At 65.1% G+C, this 14,519-nt stretch carries 13 protein-coding genes; 6 read left to right on the top strand and 7 right to left on the bottom strand.

The annotated features are described in order from the left end of the window. Positions 1 to 12: 12 nt before the first annotated feature. Both phoU and cysZ read left to right on the top strand, forming a co-directional pair. On the top strand, positions 13 to 738 hold the full coding sequence (phoU, locus tag U0O11_RS17310; protein ID WP_043331737.1) for a phosphate signaling complex protein PhoU: 726 nt from the start codon (positions 13 to 15) through the stop codon (positions 736 to 738). Between the two features lie 196 nt (positions 739 to 934). Beyond that, entirely contained in the window at positions 935 to 1,663 is a 729-nt protein-coding gene (gene cysZ, locus U0O11_RS17305; RefSeq protein WP_043331739.1) for a sulfate transporter CysZ, read from the top strand. A gap of 176 nt (positions 1,664 to 1,839) precedes the next feature. Here the strand turns inward: cysZ and phoR are convergent, their stop codons facing one another. The 4 genes from phoR to U0O11_RS17285 all read right to left on the bottom strand — a co-directional run bounded on the left by phoR (position 1,840) and on the right by U0O11_RS17285 (position 5,597). Continuing rightward, positions 1,840 to 3,162 carry a phosphate regulon sensor histidine kinase PhoR gene (gene phoR / locus U0O11_RS17300; RefSeq protein ID WP_324690899.1) on the bottom strand — a complete coding sequence of 441 codons (1,323 nt, stop codon included), beginning with the start codon at positions 3,160 to 3,162 and terminating at the stop codon, positions 1,840 to 1,842. Between the two features lie 7 nt (positions 3,163 to 3,169). After that, positions 3,170 to 3,859, bottom strand: coding sequence for a phosphate regulon transcriptional regulator PhoB (gene phoB, locus U0O11_RS17295; RefSeq protein WP_043331741.1), 690 nt, complete (start codon positions 3,857 to 3,859; stop codon positions 3,170 to 3,172). A 223-nt stretch (positions 3,860 to 4,082) separates the two neighbouring features. Next, positions 4,083 to 4,973 carry a 4-hydroxybenzoate octaprenyltransferase gene (ubiA, locus tag U0O11_RS17290; RefSeq protein WP_279836526.1) on the bottom strand — a complete coding sequence of 297 codons (891 nt, stop codon included), beginning with the start codon at positions 4,971 to 4,973 and terminating at the stop codon, positions 4,083 to 4,085. A 66-nt stretch (positions 4,974 to 5,039) separates the two neighbouring features. Next, the gene (locus U0O11_RS17285; RefSeq protein ID WP_324692532.1) at positions 5,040 to 5,597 is read right to left on the bottom strand and encodes a chorismate--pyruvate lyase family protein; all 558 of its coding nucleotides are present in this window, start codon (positions 5,595 to 5,597) and stop codon (positions 5,040 to 5,042) included. A gap of 339 nt (positions 5,598 to 5,936) precedes the next feature. Here U0O11_RS17285 and U0O11_RS17280 point away from each other — a divergent pair, with 339 nt between their 5' ends. The 3 genes from U0O11_RS17280 (at position 5,937) to U0O11_RS17270 (ending at position 8,192) form a co-directional block, all read left to right on the top strand. Beyond that, a complete protein-coding gene (locus U0O11_RS17280) occupies positions 5,937 to 7,136 on the top strand; it encodes an NAD(P)/FAD-dependent oxidoreductase (RefSeq protein ID WP_324690896.1) in 1,200 nt (399 codons plus the stop codon). A 250-nt stretch (positions 7,137 to 7,386) separates the two neighbouring features. Then, positions 7,387 to 7,662, top strand: coding sequence for an HU family DNA-binding protein (locus U0O11_RS17275; RefSeq protein ID WP_024952843.1), 276 nt, complete (start codon positions 7,387 to 7,389; stop codon positions 7,660 to 7,662). A 173-nt stretch (positions 7,663 to 7,835) separates the two neighbouring features. Further along, on the top strand, positions 7,836 to 8,192 hold the full coding sequence (locus tag U0O11_RS17270; RefSeq protein WP_324690893.1) for a hypothetical protein: 357 nt from the start codon (positions 7,836 to 7,838) through the stop codon (positions 8,190 to 8,192). A 155-nt stretch (positions 8,193 to 8,347) separates the two neighbouring features. Here U0O11_RS17270 and U0O11_RS17265 read toward each other — a convergent pair whose 3' ends face one another. Next, entirely contained in the window at positions 8,348 to 8,764 is a 417-nt protein-coding gene (locus tag U0O11_RS17265) for a DUF2780 domain-containing protein (protein ID WP_054556347.1), read from the bottom strand. Between the two features lie 190 nt (positions 8,765 to 8,954). Here U0O11_RS17265 and yccS point away from each other — a divergent pair, with 190 nt between their 5' ends. Then, complete coding sequence (gene yccS / locus U0O11_RS17260; protein ID WP_043331749.1) at positions 8,955 to 11,207, top strand: YccS family putative transporter; 2,253 nt, start codon at positions 8,955 to 8,957, stop codon at positions 11,205 to 11,207. A gap of 191 nt (positions 11,208 to 11,398) precedes the next feature. Here the strand turns inward: yccS and recG are convergent, their stop codons facing one another. Further along, positions 11,399 to 13,540: an ATP-dependent DNA helicase RecG gene (gene recG / locus U0O11_RS17255; protein ID WP_324690890.1), complete on the bottom strand. Its 2,142-nt coding sequence runs from the start codon at positions 13,538 to 13,540 to the stop codon at positions 11,399 to 11,401. After that, entirely contained in the window at positions 13,537 to 14,502 is a 966-nt protein-coding gene (locus tag U0O11_RS17250) for a hydrogen peroxide-inducible genes activator (RefSeq protein WP_052384315.1), read from the bottom strand. The genes recG and U0O11_RS17250 overlap by 4 nt, the downstream gene beginning before the upstream one ends. Positions 14,503 to 14,519 lie beyond the last annotated feature (17 nt).

The following is a 14,519-nucleotide window of genomic DNA, read 5'->3' as shown; positions in this document are numbered from 1 at the left end:
CGGGAGAGGGAAATGGATATCACCAGCGATTCGCACGGCAAGCATATCTCAGAGCAGTTCAATCACGAGCTGGATGCACTGAAGACACACCTGCTGGCCATGGGCGGACTGGTAGAGAAGCAGCTGCAGGATGCCGTCACGGCATTGCTGGAAGGCGACAGTGAAACCGCCACGCGGGTGCGCGACAACGACAAGGCTGTCAACGACATGCAGCTCAAGATCGATGACGAGTGCACCCGGGTGCTGGCCCGCCGTCAGCCGGCGGCTTCCGACCTGCGCCTGGTGCTGGCCGTCATCCGCGCCACCTCCGATCTCGAGCGTATCGGCGATGAATCGAGCAAGATCGCACGCAACGCCATCTCGCTGGTCGAGAATGGCCAGAGCCCGCGCGGCATGGTCGAGGTGCGTCATCTCAGCCAGCACGTGCGCAGCATGGTGCGTGACTCCCTGACGGCCTTCGCGCGCTTCGATACCGACCTTGCCCTCAAGGTGCTGCGTGAAGATGCCTCGGTGGATCTGGAATATCAGAGCGCGATGCGCTCGCTGATGACCTTCATGATGGAAGATGCGCGCCAGATCACGCCGGTGCTCAACGTGATGTGGATTCTGCGTGCGCTGGAGCGCATCGGTGACCACGCCGACAACCTGGCCGAGTACGTCATCTTCCTGGTCAAGGGCGTGGACGTGCGTCACACCGATACCCATGATCTGAAGCCGCAGGACCTGGACAAGAAGTGAGCTGACGCGCTTCCCTGCCCCTGTGTCGCCTCTTTCGCCCCGCACCTGCCCACCGGCAGGCCGCGGGGCGATTGCGTCGTGGGAGCGCGAGCGGTGTCAGGCGGCCGACAGCTGCGCCGCGCAGGCGGGAGTGCTAGGGTGTGGCTCCGGTCAGCCCGCTGGCTGGCCGGTTCTTTTGAGATGACGAGGACGTCGCATGATTGATGCCGTATCGGCGCTGGTCCGCGGGACCCGCATGGTCTATACCCCCGGGCTGCGCCGCTTCGTATTCGTACCGCTGGCGATCAACCTGGTGCTCTACAGCATCACGCTGTGGGTGTTGTTCAACCAGTTCGGTGGCTGGATCGATTACTGGATGCTCAAGGTACCGGCGTGGCTGGAGTGGCTCAGCTGGTTGATCTGGCCGGTGCTGGTGGTGAGTCTGTTGCTGGTGGTGTTCTTCACCTTCAGCCTGGTGACCAACCTGATCGCCGCGCCCTTCTACGGCATTCTGGCCGAGAAGGTCGAGCATCGTCTGGATGGCACCCTGATCGACGATGATCGTGGCCTGATGAAGATCGGCGTCGACTCGCTGGGGCGTGAAATGGCCAAGCTGGGCTACTTCATCCCGCGCATGATCGCGCTGTTCATCATCGGCTTCATCCCGGGCCTGAACCTGCTCTCGCCGCTGTTGTGGGGACTGTTCTCGGCCTGGAGCATGTCGATCCAGTACCTCGACTACCCGATGGACAACCATCAGGTCAGCTTCGGTGACATGAAGCAGCGCCTCAAGGCGCGCTGGTGGCCCTCACTGACCTTCGGCGCCGCGGTGTTCGTCATGACGCTGGTGCCGCTGGCCAATCTGCTGTTCATCCCGGGCGCCGTCGCCGGGGCGGTACTGATGTGGCAGAGCCACTACCGTCAGTTGCCGGCGCCGCGTCGTTGAGACAGCCTGTCGCAGAGCTGGCTTGTCGCTGAACTGACTCGTCGCTAAGTTGGCACGTCGCTGAAATAGCCGCAGCGTCGTCTGATTGACCAAACGAAACGCCCCGCAGTCGCCTCCTTTCGAGGTGGCTGCGGGGCGTTCTGCGTTGGGCTGGCGTCCATCACTGAATCAGCCCATCACTGGGCTAGCTCACTGCTGGCCTGGGGAGCTCTCGCCTGACAGGCTCGCTCGTCGGGGAAGTGACAGCGGAAGCGCGCACCCTCGCCGGGGTGGCTGTCGATCTCCAGATGGCCCTGATGACGAATCAGCACATGCTTGACGATGGCAAGCCCGAGGCCGGTGCCTCCCGTGGCGGTGCTGCGGCCCTTGTCGATGCGGTAGAAGCGCTCGGTCAGACGCGGCAGGTGCACCGGGTCGATGCCGTCCCCGTCATCTTCCACCTCGACCAGCAGGCCCTGGTCATCCGCCTTCCAGCGCAGGGTGATGTGACAGTCTTCGGGGGTGTAGCGCACCGCATTGAAGACCAGATTCGAGATCGCGCTGCGCAGCTCCTGCTCCTCACCGCGCAGTGACAGGCTGGCATCGGCCTCGATGGAGAAGGTGTGGCGCCCCTGGGACAGGCCTTCGGCGTCGTCGCGGATATGGCCGAGCAGGGCGCTCATGTCGATGCAGCGACCATTGTCGGACAGCTCGTCGGTTTCCAGGCGTGACAGGGTCAGCAGGTCCTCGACCAGGTGCTGCATGCGATCGGTCTGGCTCTGCATCTGGCCCAGTCCACGCTGCCAGCGCGGTGGCAGGTCATCGGCGTAATCGGAGTAGGTCTCGAGATAGCCGGCCAGTACCGTCAGCGGCGTGCGCAGCTCATGGGAGACATTGGCCACGAAGTCGCGGCGCATCTCTTCAAGACGATAGAGGCGGGTGACGTCACGCAGCATGACCAGACGCTCGTTGTCACCGAACAGGGTGATGGAGATCTGCAGCGTCAGGTTGTCAGACAGCGGCGACTGGAGTGTCAGCGGCTCGCGGTAGGCCAGCCGATTGAAGTAGTCGATGAAGACGGGGTCACGCAGATAGTTGGTGATGTGCTGGCCACGGTCGTGGCTGGCCTTGAGACCGACCAGCTGCTCGGCAGCGCTGTTCCACCATTCCATGTCACCGTGGTTGTCCAGCATCACCAGGCCGTCGCGCATGGCCTCGGAGGATTCCTGGATACGGTTGAGGATGCTGCGCAGTCGCTCCTGAGCCTGACGCTGGCCCTTCTGGTAGCGGTAAAGGCGATCGAGCAGGTCTCCCCAGACGCCATCGCCGGGCGGCGGCTCTTCATGGGGATTGGTGATCAGCCAGGTGTAGAGGCTCTTCAAGTGCTTGAGATGGACGAACAGATACAGCGAAAGGCCCAGCGCCAGGCCCCAGCCCAGATGGCCCAGCAGGCCACCGATCAGGCCGAAGCCACCGGCAAGGTAGCCGAGGCGCCATAGCTCGTTGGTCCAATAGCGCATGAATCCCTCAGGCCTGAGCGCTGAAGCGGTAACCGGTGCCGCGGACGGTCTGGATCAGATGCTGATGGCCTGTGCCCAGCGCCTTGCGCAGGCGACGGATGTGCACGTCCACGGTGCGCTCCTCGACATAGACGTTGCCGCCCCATACCTGATCGAGCAGCTGGCTGCGCGTGTAGGCACGCTCCTGATGCGTCATGAAGAACTGCAGCAGGCGATATTCGGTCGGGCCGACATCCAGCGAGTTGCCGTGGGCGGTGACGCGGTGGCTGGCCGGGTCGAGCATCAGGCCTTCGACTTCCACCGCCTCCTCGACCCCCTTGGGAGTGGTGCGACGCAGCACGGCCTTGAGACGGGCGACCAGCTCGCGCGGCGAGAAGGGCTTGGTGATGTAGTCGTCGGCACCGGCTTCCAGGCCTTGAATCTTGTTGTCTTCCTCGCCCTTGGCGGTCAACAGGATGATCGGCAGCTCCGAGGTGGTCTCGTCACGCTTGAGACGCCGCGCGAGCTCCAGGCCACTGGTGCCCGGCATCATCCAGTCCAGCAACAGCAGATCGGGCTTTTCATCGACGACGATGGCGTGGGCGTCCTGGGCATTGTCTGCCTCCAGCACGCGGTAATCCGCCATTTCGAGGGCAACGGCGATCATCTCGCGAATCGAGGATTCATCGTCGACAATCAGTACGGTCTTGGAGCTCATCGCTAGATCCCATGCAGCAGTCGGCGCACGCGCCAGAATGACAAGTCGATGACGATTACAACCCGCTTATATGACAACGAGATGACAACTGCCAGCATGGCAGCTTGCACGCAAGCCTGCCAGCCACCTTGGAGGCGCGGCAGGCAGGCATGATCCGTGGGCTGGGAAGCAACAGAGGGCAGGGGTCGCTTTAATTTAAATAATACTAATGTTTATGCAGGAGTCAGCTCATCGGCCAGGTCGCCAGGGCGATACCGGCGAAGATCAGCAGCCCCGTCCAATGATTGTTGAGGAACGCCTGGAAGCAGGGCGCACGCTCACGCTCACGGATCAGACGTTGCTGCCAGACGAAGGTGACGGCGGCGGCAGCCAGCCCCAGCCAGTAGAAGATGCCCAGCGCCAGGTGCAGGCCGATGCCGATCAACATCACCAGCATGCCCAGCTGCAACAGGCCGATCATCAGCTTGTCGGCACGCCCGAACAGCACGGCGGTGGACTTGATGCCCACCTTGAGGTCGTCGTTGCGATCGACCATCGCATAGGCGGTGTCGTAGGCCACCGTCCACATCAGGTTGGCCGCGAACAGCCACCAGCCGTAGGTTGGCACCTCCTCCAGCGTCGCGGCGAACGCCATCGGAATCGCCCAGCCGAAGGCGGCGCCCAGCACCACCTGAGGCAGATGATGGAAGCGCTTCATGAACGGGTAGCTGGCCGCCAGCAGCACGGCGACGATCGACAGCAGCACCGTGGTCAGGTTGGTGAAGCACACCAGCACGAAGGCGGCCGCGACCAGCCCCCCGAACAGCGTCAGCGCCTCGCGCTCCGAAATGCGACCCGAGGTCAGCGGCCGATCTCGCGTGCGCTCGACATGCTTGTCCCAATGGCGGTCGGCGTAGTCGTTGATCACGCAGCCGGCGGCGCGCATCAGATAGACCCCGGCGATGAAGATCAGTAGGGTCGTGCGCTCGGGAATGCCATCTGCCGCCAGCCACAGTGCCCACAGGGTCGGCCACATCAGCAGCCAGGTGCCGATGGGGCGGTCCAGCCGTGTCAGGGCGAGGTAGTCGGCCAGTCTGGAAGGACGCGAAGCGGCGGAAGTGGATGACGCGGTCATCGGGGCTCCTGGGCGGGTGGTAGTGGGCAAGGGAAGAGAGAAATGAGGCCAGTCGGCCAGCAAGGCTCAGGCCAGCTGCAGCGCGTGCTGGAAGGCCGGCGTGAAGCCCTCCTGCACCAGCACCTTGAAGCGACCATGCGAGAACATCGACCGGCGCATCCACAGGCTGGTGGTGCGGGCCAGCGGCCTGGGGCTCGAAAGCACCAGCGGGGCGCGGCTGACATCGATGGCGCTGCGGGTCAGGTCGGGCTGGCGAAACAGCCAATGGCCCAGCGAGCGTTCGCCCAGCGTCGAGAGGCGATGACCGTGGGCCAGGTCCAGCGCCGCCAGCGAGCGTGCGATCACCCATGGCGTATCGCCATGACAGAGTGCCACTTCGCGCCGCCAGACATGCCGGCGTGGGCCGATGCCCAGCAGGCGTGCCTCATCCAGCCGCGCGGGGCCGGTGTCCTGCAGCAGCAGGCGCACGCGCAGGCCCTGAATGGACTGGCCATCGCGTTCATCCTGCTGTTGCATGGCGCTGGCAAGACGCTGGGTCAGCGAGTCCGTCGAGGAGAGCCACGCCCACCAGCCGGCCGGCATGACCCCTTGCAGCGCGGCAGCCGGCTGCCAATGACGGCGCACCGCCGCCGAAGCAGCGGGTGCCGCGCGCGTGGGCGAAGGCCAGCGAGGCGCAGGCTGGCACAGGGACTCGGTTGACGGATGAGGCGCCTCACAGGTGGAGGTCTGTGGCGTGAGCGCTGCGCGATGAGGCTCGCCTGCTGGGCATCGGACCACGGTGAATTCCCTGTCAGGATGACGAAATGGCGAGTCTAGCATGGCCGGGCGGCAAGGCCTCCCGCTCAGGCATGCCTGCACTGCTGGCGGGCTGGTATGCTGGGCGCATTCATCGGCGTTCATGACGGACGCTGCTGGCGCTCTTTCATCAGCGCTTCCCTCGGATCGATCTCAGGAGATGGTGCCATGCGCGACCCTCGCACCCTTGTCATCATTGGTACCGGCATGGCGGGCATTGGTCTGGCGCGCGCGCTGCGTGCGCGTGACAAGGACAGCCGGCTGATCCTCATCAGCCAGGACAGCGGCCACGATTACGCCAAGCCGATGCTGTCCACCGCCTTTGCCAAGAAGATGTCGGCCACCGACCTGTCGCGTCAGGCGCCGGTGGCGCTGGTGGACGAGCTGAATGCCGAGCTGCGTACCCAACAACGCGTCACCGCCATCGACGGTGATGCCTGCCAGCTATGGCTGGGCGAGGAGTGTCTGGCCTATGACGAGCTGGTGCTGGCACTCGGCGCCGCGCCGCGTCGTCCCTTCCCCGTCGCCGCGGAAGTGGCTTCGCGCGTGCAGAGCATCAATGACCTCGACGACTATGCGGCCTTCTGCGCGACGCTGGCGAAGGCCCGCGAGCGCGGGGAAGACGGGCATGTGGTGATTGTCGGTGCCGGACTGGTCGGCTGTGAATACGCCAATGATCTGACGGCCGCCGGCCACCGCGTCACGCTGGTCGCGCCGGAGGAAACTCCGCTGGATGGGCTGCTGCCGCAAGCACTGGGGCAGCGTCTGGGCGCGGCGCTGGATGGGCTCGGTGTGACGCGTCGCCAGGGCGAGATGGTCGAGACCATCGCCGCCAGCTCAGGCGAGGAGGCCGAACGTCAGGCCGCGCCGGTCGAGGTGCGTCTGCAGAGCGGTCGTCGCCTGACGGGCTCCGTGGTTCTGCTGGCCACCGGGCTGGCGCCGCGCATTCGTCTGGCGCGGGCCGCGGGCCTGAGCGCCGGCGGCGACGGCATCCGTGTCGACCGCCACCTGGCCACCTCACAGCCGCATATCTGGGCGCTGGGCGATTGCGCCAGTGTCGAGGGCGTCAATGCCATGTATGTCCAGCCGCTGCAGATGGCCGCGCGCACCCTGGCGGCCAACCTGTGTGGTGAGCCGAGCGTGCTCGACTGGAAGGCGTGGCCGGTGCTGGTCAAGACACCGGCCTTGCCGGTGGTGGCCTATCCGCCGCGTTCGGCCGTGGCGCGCTGGGAAATCAACGGTGAAGGCGATGACCTCGAAGCGCGTGCACTGGATATGAACGAACGCTTGATTGGATATGCGTTGACAGGCGCCGCCGTTCGCAGGAAAGTCGAGCTAGCGCGGCAGGCGCCGCCGTTGCTAGGCTAGGCGATGCCATGATCGATGGTCGTAAATCCCTTGCTGCCAGCGCGGTCAGGCACGATAGTGAATGCTCCGTCAGACATGCTGCTCAGCGGGCGGAGTCTGACAGAATGCTGTCATCGACAGGTTTGATACGGCAAAGCTTGCCGGGAGCGGATTGCGTCGCCGCCATACGCCACCGCTAGCAAGTGCAAGAACAACAATGGAAACGGCGGCTTGGCCGCCCGTGCAGAATGCCAAACCAGGAGGGCTTTTCATGCGCAAGCCAGAACTCGCTGCGGCCATCGCCGAGCGTGCGGATCTATCCAAGGACAAGGCCAGTCAGGTACTGAACGTGATTCTCGACGAGATCACTCATACCGTGGCCAAAGGCAATGACGTCTCACTGATCGGCTTCGGGTCATTCACCGTGCGCCAGCGTGCGGCGCGTACCGGCAAGAACCCTCAGACAGGCAAGCCGCTGACCATCCCGGCCAGCAAGACCGTTGCCTTCAAACCCGGCAAGTCGTTGAAGGATGCAGTGACCAAGTAACCTCGGCTCGTGCTTCAGCGCAGACCCGGGGTGGCTGTCGCCATGGCTTTCAATCGTCGTCATCAAAAGCCCTGTCGGCTGTCATGCTGATGCCACCGGTTCCGCCCTGCGGGGCCGGTGGCATTTTCATATGGCCTGCGTGACCGACGCTTCGCGATTCAAGGAATGACACCATGAAGCTCAAGATATTGCTGTGGGTGCTGGGTCTGCTGCTCAAGCGGGCCTTCAAGCGTGACCCCGAATTTCGTGCCGAGCTGGAAAAGCGTCCGCTGGACTGGGGTGTCGCGACCGAAGACATGAGCATCGCGCGTCACTACCGCATGTCCCACGCGGGCGTCACCACCGGCAGTGGCCTGCCGGTGGATACCGAGCTTGAGCTGCGCTTCGCCGATAGCGACAGTGCGGTGACCTTTCTGCTCAAGCCCTCGCCGCGTGCCTTCCTGCAAGGTCTGATGGACCAGCGCGTGCGGCTGGTCGGCGATTCGGCCCAGCTCAACCGCTTGCAGTCATTGCTCAAGCGCATTCGCTGAATGACCCTGTGCCGTGCCTGCATGAACGAAAGACGCCCCGCTGAGAGAATCAGCGGGGCGTTCTGTTTTGTCACGAGCTGTTGTCACGAGCAGTTGTCGCGAGCCTTTACTTGCGAGGGGCTGTTCGAGAAGACCCTCTCAACGCCCTCGAGGCGTCACAGCAACTGCTTGAGGCCCGGAATGCCTTCGAGCACCTGGTCGACCACGCCATCGCCGGCTTCTTCGCGGGCATAGCTCAGCGTCTCATCGGCCACGCCGCGCGCCTGGTCCATGTTCAGGTCCAGCCCCATCAGCTTCTGGCCCAGTTCCAGCGCACCGCCACCGCTGCCGCCGGTGAAGGCGCTGACGGCGCCCATCAGGCCGCCCATGAGGCCACCGCCACCGGACTCGGCGGCTTCCTCGCCTGCGCTGCCGATCAGGCCTTCCGCCCCCGGAATGGCGCCCAGCAGTGAGGCGGCCGGGCCATCCGGCCCCTGCTCGCGCACGAACTTGAGAACCATGCCGACCGCCTGCTCGGCGATTTCCGGTGACAGCCCGAGGGAGCCAGTGACGCGTTCGATAAGAGGATGCATCGGTATTCTCCATGAAAGCCAATGAGGTCAGGAGTCTTCAGAGTGGCACGTCGCGGCGATTCGACATTCGACGCGCCTGCCAACGCTTGCATGCGCCATGGCTCTCGGACACGGCAGAACGGGGTGATATGCTAGCGATATAAATCTAAAGTCTAATGCGCTGCCCGGCGCCCTGGTCACGGAACACTTCATGACACGCTCTCTCCTGGACTCCCTCATGCACTCCCTGCGTCGTCTGTGGACGCTGGATGCCTTCAGTTATTCGCTGCGCATGTTGATCGCGCTGGGCGGCGTGATGGCGGTGGGGTTCTGGCTCGACGAGATGGCGGTGGTGATTCCGCTGTTTCTGGGCGTGATCGCCTCGGGGCTGGCGGAAACCGATGATCACTGGCGCGGCCGACTGCGCGCGCTGGGCATGACGCTGGCCTGCTTCAGCATCGCCGCCGTCTCGGTGGAGCTGTTATTCGGCATGCCGCTGCCCTTCGTGATCGGGCTGGCGCTGGCCACCTTCGCGATGCCTATGCTGGGCGCCATCGATGCCCGCTACGGCGCCATCGCGCGCGCCTCGTTGATTCTGGCCGTCTACACCATGATCAGCCTCGAGCAGCAGCATGGAGATGGTCAGATCGCGGTACTGGAGCGCAGCCTGCCCGAGTGGCTGCGGGAGCCGGGGCTGGGCATCAATCTGGTTCAGCCGTTGCTGCTGGTGGTGGGGGCGTCCTGGTATGGCCTGCTCTCGGTCGTGTGGTGTGCGCTGTTCTCGCGCCAGCCGCTCAAGCACAGCATGGCGACGCTCTACCGTGAGCTGGGGCGCTACCTGATTCTCAAGGCGCAGCTGTTCGAGCCGCTGCGCAATGTCGACCAGTCTGCCCGGCGTCTGGCGCTGGCCGAGCAGAACGGCCGAGTGGTGGTGGCGCTCAACCAGACCAAGGAGATGGTCTTCCGGCGCCTCGCCGGGCGGCGCGATACCACCAAGCTCGACCGCTACCTGCGCCTCTACTTCATCGCCCAGGACCTCCACGAGCGCGCCAGCTCCAGCCATTATCCCTACGGCCAGCTCACCGACGCCTTCTTCCATCACGACATCCTGTTCCGCTGTCAGCGCCTGCTGGAGCAGCAGGGGCGCGCCTGTCGCGGGCTTGGCAAGGCGCTGTTGATGCGCCAGCCCTTCGATGCCAGTGACAGCCAGCAGGCGCTGGAAGACCTCAACGCCTCGCTCGTCTATCTCAAGCAACAACAGCGGCCCGAGTGGCATCATCTGATGCAGGCGCTGGAAGCCCTCGCCAGCAACCTGCGCCTGATCGAAGGCCAGATCGCGCGCCTGAATGATCTCGAAGCCGTCAGCAATGAAAGCGACAACAGCCTGCTGGACCGCTCGCCCCACGGCACGCGCGACATGTTCGAGCGTATCCGCAGCCACCTGACGCCGCGCTCGCCGATCTTCCGCCATGCACTGCGCCTGACCGCGACGCTGGTGGCCGGCTATGGCGTGCTGCTGGCGGTACACCCGACCCAGGGCTACTGGATTCTGCTGACCGGGCTGTTCGTGTGTCGTCCCAGCTACGGCGATACGCGCCGCACGCTGGCGCAGCGGATTCTGGGCACGCTGATCGGTCTGGTCGCCGGCTGGGCACTGATCAGTCTGTTCCCGGCGCCCACTATCCAGGCCGGGATCGCCGTGGTCGCGGGGGTGCTGTTCTTCGCCACCCGTGGCTCGCGCTATACCCTGGCCACCGCCGCCATCACGCTGATGGTGCTGGCGTGCTTCAACCAGGTCGGCGATGGCTTCGATCTCATCTGGCCGCGGCTGTTCGATACGCTGGTCGGTGGCCTGCTGGCCGGGCTTTCGGTGGTGTTGATCCTGCCGGACTGGCAGGGCCGCAAGCTCTACCGTCAGGCCGGCGTCAGCCTCAAGACCAGCGGTCGCTATCTGGGCGAGGTGCTGTCCCAGTATCGTCACGGCAAGCGCGATGATCTGGCCTACCGCCTGGCACGCCGCAATGCCCACAACGCCGACGCGGCCTTCTCCAATCTGCTGGCCACGGCCCGCAAGGAGCCCGGCCACTTCCGGCGCGATGTCGAGCCGGGCTTCGGCTTCCTGCTCCACGCGCACACCGTGCTCGGCTATCTCTCGGCGCTGGCAGCGCATCGTGGTGAGCTGGAATCGACCGCCTCGGCCAGCAGCGGCATCGAGACGCTGCTGCGCCATGGCGAGCGCCTGAGTCAGCAGCTGACGGCGTTGGGAGAGCAATTGGAGGCGGGCGGTGAGATCGCCGTCACGCTGGACAGCGAAGATGAGATCGCGGCACTGGAAGCCGAGGTCGAGCAGGTCGAATCCACCACCGGACGCCTGGCGCTGTCACAGCTGATTCTGGTGCTGCGGCTGTTGCAGCCGCTGGAAAGCGCCGGCACCCAGCTGATCAAGGCCAGCCGCGCCAGCTGACCTGTACTGACTGACCTGTACTATAAGACAAGTGCTGTAAGACAAGTGCTGTAAGACAAGTGCTGTAAGACAAGTGCTGTAAGACAAGTGCTGTAAGACAAGTGCTGTCTGAGCGACTGGCGCGGCGGGCCGAGTGATCGAGTGTCCGGGCTGAATAGTTGAGGGCGCCAGGTGAGCAGCGGGCGGCGCACTCAGACGGCGCCGTATTGCCCGGCCGCCTCGCCCAGCCAGCGGCGAATCAGGGGCTCCGCGGCCTGCGGGGCCTCGCTGAGGATGGCATCGGCCAGCGTGGTGGTCGGGGCGATCAGGTCACTGTCACGCTCGAGATCGGCGATCTTCATCCCCGCCAGCCCCGTCTGACGCGTGCCCAGCACTTCGCCTGGCCCGCGTAGCTCCAGGTCCTTCTCGGCGATCTTGAAGCCGTCGGTGGTCTCGCGCATCACCGCCAGGCGCTGCTTGGAGTGCTGCGACAGCGGCGGATGATAGAGCAGCACACAGAAGCTCTCGGTGCTGCCACGCCCGACACGGCCACGCAGCTGGTGCAGCTGCGACAGGCCGAGACGCTCGGGATTGTCGATTACCATCAGGCTGGCATTCGGCACATCGACCCCGACCTCGATCACCGTGGTCGCCACCAGCAGGTCATGCTCGCCGTCCTTGAACGCCGCCATCACCTCGGCCTTCTCGGCTGCCTTCATGCGGCCATGGACCAGGCCGATGGACAGCTCCGGCAGCGCCTCGGTCAGCTCGTCACGCGTCACCTCGGCGGCCTGGCAGGTCATCACCTCGGATTCCTCGATCAGCGTACACACCCAATAGGCCTGACGACCCTCGGAGCAGGCGGCGCGGATGCGCTCGACCACCTCGGGTCGGCGCGGGTCGGCCACCGCGACGGTCTGCACCGGGGTGCGCCCCGGCGGCAGCTCGTCGATCACCGACAGGTCGAGGTCGGCGTAGGCGCTCATCGCCAGGGTGCGCGGAATCGGCGTCGCGGTCATGATCAGCTGATGCGGTGTCAGGCCACCGGCTTCCCCCTTCGCCCGCAATGCGAGGCGCTGATGCACGCCAAAACGGTGCTGCTCATCGACGATCGCCAGCCCCAGGCGCTGGAAGGTCACATCGGCCTGAAACAGTGCATGCGTGCCGACCACCATGCGTGCCCGGCCATCGGCGATGGCGGCCTTGGCATCCAGCCGCGCCTTGCCCTTGAGCTTGCCGGCCAGCCACGCCACCTCGATGCCCAATGGCTCCAGCCATTCGCGGAAGTTGCGATAGTGCTGCTCGGCGAGAATCTCGGTAGGCGCCATCAAGGCCGCCTGACAGCCGCCGCCGATCGCGATCAGTGCCGCCAGTGCGGCGACCACCGTCTTGCCCGACCCCACATCGCCCTGCACCAGACGCAGCATCGGCACTTCGCGCGCCAGGTCACGGCGCACATCTTCCAGCACGCGATGCTGGGCGCCGGTCAGCGAGAAGGGCAGCTGGGCGAGAAAGCGCGTGCTGAGGCCGCCACTGGCGCTCAGCGAGGGCGCGCCATCCTGCTGGATACGCGCGCGCACCTGACGCAGGCTCAGCTGGTGGGCGAGCAATTCTTCCTGGGCGAGGCGGCGCTGACTCGGGTGCACGCCATCGCTCATCTGGTCGACGGGCGCATTCGGCGGTGGCTCGTGCAGAAAGCGCAGGCACTCGATCACGCCGGGCAGGCGAAAGCGCGTGCGCAGCGCCTCGGGGATCAGGTCCGGCAGCTCATGGGGCGTCTCCTCGAGCTGCTTGAGCGCCTGGGCGATCAGGGCACGCAGGCGCGCCTGATTGAGGCCTTCGGTGGCCGGATAGATGGGCGTGAGGTGGTCTTCCACCGGCGCGGCCCCCTGGCCGAGCAGGCGGTATTCCGGATGGTAGATCTCGAGACCGGTGGCCCCGGCACGTGCCTCGCCGAAGCAGCGCACGCTATGGCCACGCTGGAATTGCTGCTGCTGGGCGGGGGAGAAATGGAAGAAGCGCAGGCTGAGGATGCCGCTGCCATCGCGCAGGCGCACCAGCAGGCTGCGGCGACGGCCCTTGACGATGTCACAGGCCGTCACCTCGCCTTCGACCACCGCCTCCATGCCACTCTTGAGCGTGCCGATGGGCGTGACGCGGGTCCGGTCCTGATAGCGCAGCGGCAGATGGAACAGCAGGTCTGCTACGCGCTCCAGCCCGAGGCGCGACAGCTTCTCGCTCAGCGCGGGGCCGACGCCGCTCAGGCTGTCCAGCGGTTGGGCCAGCGCGCCGGTGGCGAAGACACCGGCGCTGGCGGGCCCGGCAGATGAGGCTTCCGTGCCCGCCCTGCTCATGCCGGTTCGTGGCTCTGGGAAGCGGAGCCCTGCATGCCGTTCTCATTGCTCTGGCGCGCACGATTGGAGCACTCGGCGATCGCCTGACTGATCACGTCGATGGCCTTGGGGCGCGGGAAGCTGGCACGCCATGCCAGCGCCACGCTGCGACTGGGTGCCGGGTCCTTGAAGGGACGCGTCTCGAGCACGCCGCTCTCGTAATGACCGGTACCGGTCGCCGAGTAGGGCAGCACGGTGATACCGAGGCCGGAGGCGACCATGTGGCGGATGGTTTCCAGCGAGCCGCCTTCGGCGATCAGCGTATTCTCGGGGTTGTTGATCTGATTGCCGATGGCCGGGCAGGCCTCGAGAATCTGATCACGGAAGCAGTGGCCCTCGCCGAGCATCAAAAGACGCTCGTTGATCAGCTGCTCCTTGGCGATGCTGTCCTGCTCGAGCAGGGGGTGGCCGGCCGGCAGCAGGACTTCGAAGGGCTCTTCGTAGAGGATCTTGGTCAGCACGTCGGTCTCGGTGAACGGCAGTGCGACGATGATCACGTCCAGCTCGCCATTGCGCAGCTTGCGACGCAGGTCGCCGGTCATGCCTTCCTCGATGTAGAGCGGCATCTTCGGCGCACGCCGCGTCAGTTCCGGCACCAGGTGCGGGAAAAGATACGGTCCAATGGTATAGATGGCGCCGATGCGCAACGGGCTGGAGAGCTGATCCTTGCCGGAATTGGCCAGTTCCTTGATCACGCTGGACTGCTCCAGCACGCGCTGAGCCTGCTGAACGATCTTCTCGCCGAGCGGTGTGACCTGTACGGTGGACTTGGAACGCTCGAACAGTGCGACTCCCAGCTCTTCCTCAAGCTTCTTGACGGCCACCGACAGGGTGGGCTGCGAGACGAAGCAGCGCTCTGCGGCGCGTCCGAAATGACGCTCCTGGGCCAAGGTTACGATGTAGCGGAGTTCTGTTAGAGTCATGATTCCTGCCCGGAACT

The sequence above is a fragment of the Cobetia sp. D5 genome, assembly GCF_035666195.1.
Taxonomy (GTDB): Bacteria; Pseudomonadota; Gammaproteobacteria; order Pseudomonadales; family Halomonadaceae; genus Cobetia; species Cobetia amphilecti.
Note: the sequence above shows the minus strand (reverse complement) of the source record. Positions and strands in the feature narration are given on the sequence as shown.

Excerpts from the sequence above, each read along its gene's own strand:
- phoU (WP_043331737.1), top strand. The coding sequence starts at position 13 with ATGGATATCACCAGCGATTCGCACGGCAAGCATATCTCAGAGCAGTTC.
- cysZ (WP_043331739.1), top strand. The coding sequence starts at position 935 with ATGATTGATGCCGTATCGGCGCTGGTCCGCGGGACCCGCATGGTCTAT.
- phoR (WP_324690899.1), bottom strand. The coding sequence starts at position 3,162 with ATGCGCTATTGGACCAACGAGCTATGGCGCCTCGGCTACCTTGCCGGT.
- phoB (WP_043331741.1), bottom strand. The coding sequence starts at position 3,859 with ATGAGCTCCAAGACCGTACTGATTGTCGACGATGAATCCTCGATTCGC.
- ubiA (WP_279836526.1), bottom strand. The coding sequence starts at position 4,973 with ATGACCGCGTCATCCACTTCCGCCGCTTCGCGTCCTTCCAGACTGGCC.
- U0O11_RS17280 (WP_324690896.1), top strand. The coding sequence starts at position 5,937 with ATGCGCGACCCTCGCACCCTTGTCATCATTGGTACCGGCATGGCGGGC.
- U0O11_RS17275 (WP_024952843.1), top strand. The coding sequence starts at position 7,387 with ATGCGCAAGCCAGAACTCGCTGCGGCCATCGCCGAGCGTGCGGATCTA.
- U0O11_RS17270 (WP_324690893.1), top strand. The coding sequence starts at position 7,836 with ATGAAGCTCAAGATATTGCTGTGGGTGCTGGGTCTGCTGCTCAAGCGG.
- U0O11_RS17265 (WP_054556347.1), bottom strand. The coding sequence starts at position 8,764 with ATGCATCCTCTTATCGAACGCGTCACTGGCTCCCTCGGGCTGTCACCG.
- yccS (WP_043331749.1), top strand. The coding sequence starts at position 8,955 with ATGACACGCTCTCTCCTGGACTCCCTCATGCACTCCCTGCGTCGTCTG.
- recG (WP_324690890.1), bottom strand. The coding sequence starts at position 13,540 with ATGAGCAGGGCGGGCACGGAAGCCTCATCTGCCGGGCCCGCCAGCGCC.
- U0O11_RS17250 (WP_052384315.1), bottom strand. The coding sequence starts at position 14,502 with ATGACTCTAACAGAACTCCGCTACATCGTAACCTTGGCCCAGGAGCGT.